The organism is Stappia sp. (assembly GCF_048261845.1).
Taxonomy (GTDB): domain Bacteria; phylum Pseudomonadota; class Alphaproteobacteria; order Rhizobiales; family Stappiaceae; genus Stappia.
In genome coordinates, this window is the sequence record NZ_JBLXFR010000005.1 from 111,436 (window position 1) to 119,667 (window position 8,232).

The window sequence follows — 8,232 nt, forward strand, 5'->3', positions numbered from 1 at the left end:
CCCTTCTCGACTGCGGCGGCGCGATCTCACGCGGCCGGACATTTGAGCAAACGTTTGTTCAAATAGAATGCAAAAGACCCGGCGACGTCAACACCTAAATTTTCAGGGAGGATGCGGAACCGCGAACGACAAGGTTTCCGGGTGCGAGAAGCAGCACGGGAGACCTTGGAGACCCTGCGTCGGACGGCATTTCGAGCTGATCCAGAAGCATCCGCACGGCTTCGTGTCCCATCTCCGATGTGGGCAGGTCGACCGTCGTGATTTCCGGATAGACGACTCGTGCAAGAAGGTCGTCATGCATGGTGACAACCGAAATATCGCCCGGTACGTCGAACCCGAGCTTGTGCAGATACGCGATGGTCGCCGCTCCGGTGAGCAGCGTCGCGGCATGGATGGCGGTCACCTTGCGCTCGAGCAGCCGGTCGACCGCTGCGGGCACGCGCTCGGGATCGTATCCGGCCTCCGCCACCAGATGCGGATCGGGATCGAGCCCGGCAGCAGACATCGCCTCCTCCCACCCCTGCCGGCGGGCATTGCCGTTGAAGCGCCCGAGGCGGCCCGCGACATGTCCTATGCATCGGTGCCCCAGACCGATCAGATGCCGCACGCCGATCGCGCTGGCCGCACAGGTATCGACGGCGACGCAGGGAACATTGCCGGAAAGCACACGGTTGATGACGACATAAGGAAGGTTCATAGCCGCGATGCTCTGGCGCAGGCTGTCATCCTCGTCGAAGCTGGCGATGATGACCCCCTCGATCAGGCTCGACTGCGAGACGCGCTCCAGCACGCTCGACGCCGAACCGTTCTGGTCGTAGGCCACCAGCAGCACATATCCCCTCGCCCGCGCCTCGGCTTCCGCCCCGAGGATCGCGGAAGCGAAGACCGGGTTCTCGATCTGCGGCACCACGATGAGCAAGGTGCGGGACTGCGCCGTCTTCAACGCCCGCGCCAGCGGATTCGCCCGGTATTTCAGCCGCTCGGCCGCATCGATGATGCGTTGGCGCGTCTCGGCGCTGGTCCGGACGTCCTTGTCGTTCTTCAGGACACGCGAGACGGTGGAGACATCCACGCCGGCCGCCTTGGCCACGTCGCGCAAGGTGGTGCTGCGCGAGCGCTGCCTGGACGTTGTTTCCCTGGTCATTCCCGGCCGATCCTGCTTCGGGGCCGGACTGTCGGCCATTGGCCGTGCCGCATCCCGTTTCCGTCGAAGCAGGAAAGTTGCCCAAACGTTTTCGCAGAGGCAAGGCCAACCTGCTTCGCCAGCCGCCTATTCCGCAACCTCGTCTCCGGAAAGCGCCCGGCGCAGACGGCGGATCACCACGTTGCGGCTCTTCTCGTCCGGCTCGGCGGAGAGCTGGTCGCTGATGTCCAGCAGCAGACGAGAGACGTCGTTATGCCAATCGAGATGGGCCACCTCCTCGCGCGGCAGCCGCGGCGGCGACTGGCCGGCCAGCCGGACCGCGCCTTCGCTCGTCAGCTCGAACGTCTCGTCGAGGTCGGGGCGAAGCACGTGGTCGGCCTCCACGATCCCGGGCAGGCGGTCGACAAGTCCCTCGATCGCCTCCCGCTCGCCGTGGACGAGGAAAAGGTCATGCTTCAGCGGCAGCCGGTCGCTGATCCAGCTTGCCAGCTCCGGGCCGTCCGCATGGCCCGAATAAAGGTCGATCGAGCGGATGCGGGCACGGACGGAAAACTCCTCGCCCCGGATGCGGACGGATGGCGCGCCATCCTGCAGGATGCGGCCGAGCGTGCCGGTCGCCTGGTAACCGACGAACAGCACGGTTCCCTCGTCGCGCCACAGCCAGTTCTTCAGTCGGTGGCGGATGCGGCCGGCCTCACACATCCCGCTGGCCGCGATGACGATGTGGAAGCCTCGGACACGGTCGAGCGCTTTGCTCTGTTCCACCGACTCGGTCATGTGCAGGTTGCCGGCGTCGAGCCCCTGCAGCAGCGTATCGCCGCCTTCCAGCTCGCGGGCATGGCGGGCAAAAACCCGAGTCGCGGCGGCGGCCAGCGGCGAATCCAGGTAGACCGGAATTTGCGGCAGGGCGCCCTCGGCCATCAGTTGGCACAGATCGCTGATCAGTTCCTGCGCCCGTTCCACCGCGAACGACGGAATGAGCAGGGCACCGTTCGGGTTCGTCGCCGCCTTCACTTCGGCACGCAGTTGCGCCCGCCGGTGCGCCGGGGTGGCGTCCTCCCGATCGGTGTCGCCATAGGTGCTTTCGCAAATGAGATAGTCGATGCCGCTCGGCGCTTCCGGGTCGGGTTGCAACAGCTTGTAATCGGGGCCGATATCACCGGAAAACAGCAGCCGGGTGGCCGGTTCGGCGATCTCCAGTTCGACCGAGGCCGAGCCAAGCAGGTGACCCGCGTTCCAGAAGCGGGCGCGCAGGCCCGGCAGCACCTGGAACCAGTCGCCATAGGCATGGGGCCAGAACAGGGAGAGCGTTGCCTGCGCATCCTCGCCGGAATAGATCGGCTCGACCGTCTCGCGGCGACTGCGCCGGCGGTTGCGCCGGTTGAGTTGCTCGACCTCGATCTCCTGGATATGAGCGCTGTCCGGCAGCATCACGCTGCACAGCTCGAACGTGGCTCCGGTTGCAAAGATCGGCCCCGCATAGCCATCGCGCACCAGCTTCGGCAGCAGGCCGGAATGGTCGATATGGGCGTGGCTGAGGATCACCGCGTCAATCTCCCCGGCAGCGAAGGGAAACGGGCGATAGTTCAATTCCTTCTCGGTCTTCGAGCCCTGGAACAGGCCGCAGTCGAGCAGGACCGTGCCGCCCGCGGTCTCCAGCCGATGGCAGGATCCGGTAACGCAGCCGGCAGCGCCGTGGAATGTCAGCCTTGGGGCACCCGTTGCCATCGAACCTTCCCCTGCTCGGTCTCGCCTGCCGGTGCCAATACCGACAGTGACGTCAGGTTAGCACGGGCGAAACGCCCTCACCGAGCCCGAAGACGCAGGTTCGCGGTAGCACGTAGGCCTTCGGACAGGATCTTCCCGTCAGCCCGTGCAGTCGGGCATTGCCAAAGACGGCGGCCGGGCGTCTCGACTTCATGGAGGCTGCTCGTCGCGTGGAGCCCGACACGGATCCGCATCTCGCCAGGCATGGCAGCGCCTGGAACCTATCCGAAGTGGCGTGCGACAAGCCGTTTTGCGTGATCCCAAAGGGTTCGCGAGCCCGCCTCAATCTGCGGACCGTAGCGCACGTGCACCTGCTCCCTGGACACATTGCCGTCGCGCCAGGTACCGCCGCCGGCGGCAACGTTCTGGACAAGCGGCTGAAAGCGGTCGAGCGACTTGGCGAAGCGGGCGTCCGGCGAGGCACCCTCCTCGAACTCCCGCCAGAGCGCCCTGAATTCCGCCGCTTGCGGACCGGGCAGCAGCCCGAAAATGCGGTCTGCCGCGGCCGCCTCCAGTTCTTCCTGCCGCTTCGGATCGACCGCGCCGTGGATCGGCGCGTCGCCGGCATCTATCTCGACGATGTCATGCAGCAGAAGCATCCTGATCACACGGTCGATATTCACCTGCGGATCGGCACACCCGCCAAGAACAAGCGCATAGAGCGCCAGATGCCACGAGTGCTCCGCGCTGTTCTCGCGGCGCGACCCGTCGATCAGCGGCGAGGCCCGCACGATCCCCTTCAACCGGTCGGCTTCGCGCAGGAACCGGATCTGCGCTTCAAGTTCGGTCTCGTCGATCATGCGGACACCCTCTGCTCGTCTGTTTTCCGGTCACCGTGGCAAGCCCCCGGGGAGCAGGCAGGCTACAGAAGCTTGTAGAATTTCTCGAATGCGAGATAGGTCGACTTGACGTGCTCCCGCGCGATGCTTTCCGCCTCCCGCGGATCGCGCGCGGCAAGGGCATCGGCGATCAGTTCGTGCTGACGCTGGAACAACGCCGCCTCCTCGCGGGAAACGAACTGCGCGAACCTGTGCGCGAAATAATACTGCATGTTCCGCTTGATCAGTTCGATCAGCCGTTCATTGCCGGAGGCCGCGAAGATGAGACCGTGCAGTTCGCGGTTTGTCGTCAGGCGTTGCGCGACATCCTCGAAACCGAGAGCGGCGCGCGAGCGTGTCGCGGCGACGATCTCCGCCACCTGCGCATCGCTGCCGCGAATCGCCGCTTGCGCCGTCGCGAAGCCTTCGAGGGCCATGCGCACCTCGTAGGATTCGCGAATCTGGATCATGTCGAGCTTCCTGACCTCCCAGCCACGCTTGCGGCGTGACAGGAGGCCATCCGCCGACAGGCGCTGCATCGCCTCGCGAACCGGCGTCCGGCTGACCGCCAGCGCATCGCCGATCTCCGCTTCGATCAGCGGCGTGCCGGTCGCAAGGGCGCCGGTCCGGATGGAGATCCTGAGCAGTTCATAGACCAGTTCGACAAAGGCGATCGGCGGTGTATCGCCATTTTCCCTGTCGCCCTGGTTGATTCCCTCCAGCCGCACCTCATCGGCAATCGTCCAGAAGTCGGCGCCCGCGATCACGCGCTCCTCAAGGTCTCTCAGCCAGGCTGGAGACACCGTCCCTGCCGGCTCCGTCCTGGATCGGGCGAGTGGACCATGGATGATCCACGGCTCGATCGTGCGGGTGGGTGCCTCCGTGCGGGCTGCCATAGCGTCTCTTTCCTGCTCTTTGACCTTGCGTCAGCTAGCCATGCCAGCGGCCTCTTGGACTAGTCCACAAATGGCCACGGGATCAATCGTCCACACGTATGCCTTGACGCATTCCAACTTGCATGCTTTTTTGCATACAAACTTTGTAACCAATTCGCGATGTGGCAATCAATGACGAATTTCCGGCTCGACGAAACACACGATCCCCGCGCCGAAAGCTGGGTTAAGGCGGCAAATGCGTCCGGCTGCGCGTTTCCCCTTCAGAACCTGCCATTCGGTGTCGGTCGGACAGGATCGTCGGAAACACCGTCGATCTTCGTTGCGATCGGCGACCAGGCGCTCGATCTCAAGGCCTGCGCGCAAGATGGCCTGCTCGACGGGCTGTTCGATGGCGATGCACGCGCCGTCCTTGGCGGCCCCAACCTCAACTCCCTGATGGCCCGCTCGCCTCAGGACTGGCATGCGTTGCGCCTGTGGCTGCATCGGGCCTTGCGGGAGGGATCTCCACTGCAGGAGGTGCTGACACCCCTCCTTTCACCGACGAGCGCGCTGAAGATGACGGTTCCGGCGCAAATCGGCGACTACACCGATTTCTACTGCTCCGTCGAACACGCGACCAATGTCGGCAAGCTGTTCCGCCCCGACAATCCGCTCCTGCCGAACTTCAAGAGCCTGCCGGTCGGATATCACGGCCGCGCATCGTCGCTCGTCGTGTCGCGAAGCGACGTCTGCCGGCCCGCCGGCCAGATCAGGGCGGGCGACGGCATCGTCCACGCCCCCAGCGCGATGCTCGACTTCGAGCTCGAGCTCGGCGCCTTTGTCGGCGTCAGGGAAGACGAGCCGGGGCCCCGCGCCCTGCCCGCGGCCCGGGACCGGCTTTTCGGCCTTTGCATCGTCAACGACTGGAGCGCCCGAGACATCCAGGCCTGGGAATACCAGCCGCTCGGGCCGTTCCTTTCCAAGAGCTTCGCCACCACCCTTTCGCCCTGGGTCGTGACCATGGAGGCGCTTGCCCCCTTCCGCGTTCCCGCCAGGCGGAGATCGGCGGGCGATCCGCCGCTCCTTGCCTATCTGAGCGATGAGGAGGATGCCGCGCAGGGTGCGCTGTCCGTCGCGCTCACCGCGAGCCTGACCAGCGAGGCCATGCGCGCCGAAGGCTGCCCGCCGGTGGTCGTCACGCGGACCAATGCTGCCGGCCTCTACTGGACCTTCGCTCAGATGCTGACCCACCACATGTCAAACGGCTGCCCCATGGCGCCGGGCGACCTTGTCGCAAGCGGCACGATCTCCGGTGAGGAGAAAGGCTCGCAGGGATGCCTGCTGGAGCTGACCCGCCGCGGCGCAGAACCACTCGACCTCGGGAACGGCGAGATCCGCCGCTTCCTGGAGGACGGTGACGAAATCGTACTCGAGGGCCTGTGCGAACGGGATGGTTTCCGTTCCATCGGCTTCGGTGCGTGCCGGGGAAGAGTGACCCCGGCCATTGAGTGGCAATAAACTCGATTGGGAGGAATACATGTCCAATACATGCACTAAACTGGCACGGACGGCGTCCCGCTGGGCAGCCCGCATCGGCATGGCGGTCGCGACCGTCGCCCTGACCGGCAATCTCGCATCGGCGGCCGAGCTGAAGCCCGTCACCATCGTCCTGCCGGGCTCCTCGGCAATGGCGTGGTATCCGATGATCGTGGCCCAGCAGCAGGGCTTCTTTGCCGAGGAAGGCCTCGACGTCACGATCAAGAGCCTCGACGGCTCCGGCGCCGTCCTGCAGGCGATGGCGGCCGGTCGTGCCGAATTCGGCGCGCCCGGACCGGGCCCCGTCCTCAACGCGGTCGCGCGCGGCGCGGACGTGAAGTTCTTCTACAACCTCTTCTCGCGCGGCCTCTTCGTGCTTGCCGGCGACCGCAATGACGGCATCACGTCGGCCGACGGCCTGCGCGGCAAGCAGATCGGCGTGTCCACCGCGGACGGCGCCGAAGTGTCCTTCGCCCGCAGCGCCCTGTCCTCCGTCGGCGTGCAGCCGGACGAGTACAAGTTCGTCACGATCGGCCAGGAAGGCATGGCCGTCACGGCATTCGACCGCGACACCATCCATGCCTTCGCCGCCTCCTTCACCGGCATTGCCGTTCTCAAGGATCGCGGCGTCGACATCATCGACCTGACCCCGGAAGGTCTCGACCTGTTCGGCAACGGCCTTGCCGTGCGCGGCGACATCTACCGCGATTCCCCGGAAATGGTGGCCGGCTTCGCCAAGGCGGTGCATCGGGCGACGGAATGGGGACTGCAGAACCCCGAGGGCGTCCTGACGGACGGCGAGACCTACAATCCGCAGGAGGTTGAGCGTCGCGAATATGCCCGTGCCCTGCTCGACACGGTCAACCAGCAATACGCGCCGATCGGCACCAACAAGCTCGGTTTCCTGCCGGACAGCGGCTGGCAGGCCTGGCACAAGAGCCTGCTCGAGACGGGTGAGCTCGACAAGCCGATCGAGGATCTTTCCACGGTCTACACCAACGAATTCGTCGAAAACCTGGGAGAGTAAGGATGCAGGCGCCGCGGCCGGACGGGGACGCAATTCTCCGTCTCAACAATGTGAACAAGCATTACCGCCGCGCACGGAAAGGCCAAGCCGACATCATTCACGCTGCGAAGGATGTTTCGTTTGAGCTGGAGAGAGGCCAAGTGGCCTCTCTCGTCGGTGCGAGTGGATGTGGCAAGTCGACCGTTCTGAAGATGATCGCCGGCCTGATCCCTCCCACGGGAGGAGAGATCCGGCTGAACGATCAGGCCCTGACGGGCCCGAACGAACAGATCGGCATCATGTTCCAGCAGCCGACCCTGCTGCCCTGGCGCAGCGTGCTGGAAAACGTGCTTCTGCCGATCGAGATTCGGGAAGGTCGCAAGGCCGCCGGTCTCGCCCGGGAGCGAGCGATGCAATTGCTTGAAATGGCTGGTCTGTCGGACTTTGCCAATGCCGTCCCCGCCGAGCTTTCCGGCGGCATGGCCCAGCGTGCGGCGATCTGCCGAATGCTGGTGACGCAGCCGGAGATCCTGCTGCTCGACGAGCCGTTCGGCGCGCTCGACGAGTTCACCCGCGAGCAGATGAATGTCGAGTTCGAGCGCATCTGCCAGATGCGCAAGGCGACCGCGATCATCGTCACGCACTCCATCCAGGAGGCAATCTTCCTGGCCGATTCCGTGTTCGTCATGTCGCCGCGCCCGGGCCGGATCGTCAGGCGGATCGAGATCGACCTTCCCCGCCCGCGCACGCCGGACATGATCACCGGCAGCCGGTTCAACGAGTATGTCCGCGAGATACACGACCTGCTGTTCGGCAGCAGCGAGGAGGCAGCCCATGGCTGACAATGAAAATGTCGACCCGGCGATCCTGATCGCGCTCGCCGAGAACGAACGCAAGACCCTGATCGAGCGTACCCCGCAATGGCTGCTCGTCCTGCTGTTCGGCTCGGCGATCATCGCCGTCTGGCATGCCGCCGTGACGTTCAGCGGCATCTCGCAGCTCGTCCTGCCCGGCCCCTATCAGGTGCTGCAGGACCTGATCTTCACGCTGCACAACCTGTTCACCGGCGGGTATGTGGCTCACGCC

General features: G+C 65.1%; 7 protein-coding genes and 1 pseudogene. 4 read left to right on the top strand and 4 right to left on the bottom strand.

Annotated features, from left to right (window positions below):
- Positions 1 to 94: 94 nt before the first annotated feature.
- The 4 genes from ACN0T5_RS04255 to ACN0T5_RS04270 form a co-directional block, all read right to left on the bottom strand.
- Complete coding sequence (locus ACN0T5_RS04255; protein ID WP_417767376.1) at positions 95 to 1,144, bottom strand: LacI family DNA-binding transcriptional regulator; 1,050 nt, start codon at positions 1,142 to 1,144, stop codon at positions 95 to 97.
- A gap of 126 nt (positions 1,145 to 1,270) precedes the next feature.
- Positions 1,271 to 2,872, bottom strand: coding sequence for an MBL fold metallo-hydrolase (locus ACN0T5_RS04260; protein WP_417767377.1), 1,602 nt, complete (start codon positions 2,870 to 2,872; stop codon positions 1,271 to 1,273).
- 260 nt (positions 2,873 to 3,132) lie between these two features.
- Positions 3,133 to 3,711, bottom strand: a complete 579-nt coding sequence (locus ACN0T5_RS04265; protein ID WP_417767378.1) for an HD domain-containing protein — start codon at positions 3,709 to 3,711, stop codon at positions 3,133 to 3,135.
- Positions 3,712 to 3,773: 62 nt separating this feature from the next.
- Complete coding sequence (locus ACN0T5_RS04270; RefSeq protein WP_417767379.1) at positions 3,774 to 4,625, bottom strand: GntR family transcriptional regulator; 852 nt, start codon at positions 4,623 to 4,625, stop codon at positions 3,774 to 3,776.
- A 171-nt stretch (positions 4,626 to 4,796) separates the two neighbouring features.
- Between ACN0T5_RS04270 and fahA the strand changes: the two genes are divergently transcribed.
- From fahA to ACN0T5_RS04290, 4 genes and pseudogenes are all read left to right on the top strand, one after another.
- A complete protein-coding gene (fahA, locus tag ACN0T5_RS04275; RefSeq protein WP_417767380.1) occupies positions 4,797 to 6,122 on the top strand; it encodes a fumarylacetoacetase in 1,326 nt (441 codons plus the stop codon).
- 19 nt (positions 6,123 to 6,141) lie between these two features.
- Positions 6,142 to 7,167: an ABC transporter substrate-binding protein gene (locus ACN0T5_RS04280; protein WP_417767381.1), complete on the top strand. Its 1,026-nt coding sequence runs from the start codon at positions 6,142 to 6,144 to the stop codon at positions 7,165 to 7,167.
- Positions 7,168 to 7,169: 2 nt separating this feature from the next.
- Entirely contained in the window at positions 7,170 to 7,988 is an 819-nt protein-coding gene (locus ACN0T5_RS04285) for an ABC transporter ATP-binding protein (RefSeq protein ID WP_417767382.1), read from the top strand.
- Positions 7,981 to 8,232: pseudogene (locus ACN0T5_RS04290) on the top strand (ABC transporter permease); the annotation flags it as partial. The gene ACN0T5_RS04285 and the pseudogene ACN0T5_RS04290, both read left to right, overlap by 8 nt.

What these genes read in the sequence shown, in the direction of transcription:
- ACN0T5_RS04255 (WP_417767376.1), bottom strand. Translation starts at nt 1,144, where the DNA reads ATGACCAGGGAAACAACGTCCAGGCAGCGCTCGCGCAGCACCACCTTG.
- ACN0T5_RS04260 (WP_417767377.1), bottom strand. Translation starts at nt 2,872, where the DNA reads ATGGCAACGGGTGCCCCAAGGCTGACATTCCACGGCGCTGCCGGCTGC.
- ACN0T5_RS04265 (WP_417767378.1), bottom strand. Translation starts at nt 3,711, where the DNA reads ATGATCGACGAGACCGAACTTGAAGCGCAGATCCGGTTCCTGCGCGAA.
- ACN0T5_RS04270 (WP_417767379.1), bottom strand. Translation starts at nt 4,625, where the DNA reads ATGGCAGCCCGCACGGAGGCACCCACCCGCACGATCGAGCCGTGGATC.
- fahA (WP_417767380.1), top strand. Translation starts at nt 4,797, where the DNA reads ATGACGAATTTCCGGCTCGACGAAACACACGATCCCCGCGCCGAAAGC.
- ACN0T5_RS04280 (WP_417767381.1), top strand. Translation starts at nt 6,142, where the DNA reads ATGTCCAATACATGCACTAAACTGGCACGGACGGCGTCCCGCTGGGCA.
- ACN0T5_RS04285 (WP_417767382.1), top strand. Translation starts at nt 7,170, where the DNA reads ATGCAGGCGCCGCGGCCGGACGGGGACGCAATTCTCCGTCTCAACAAT.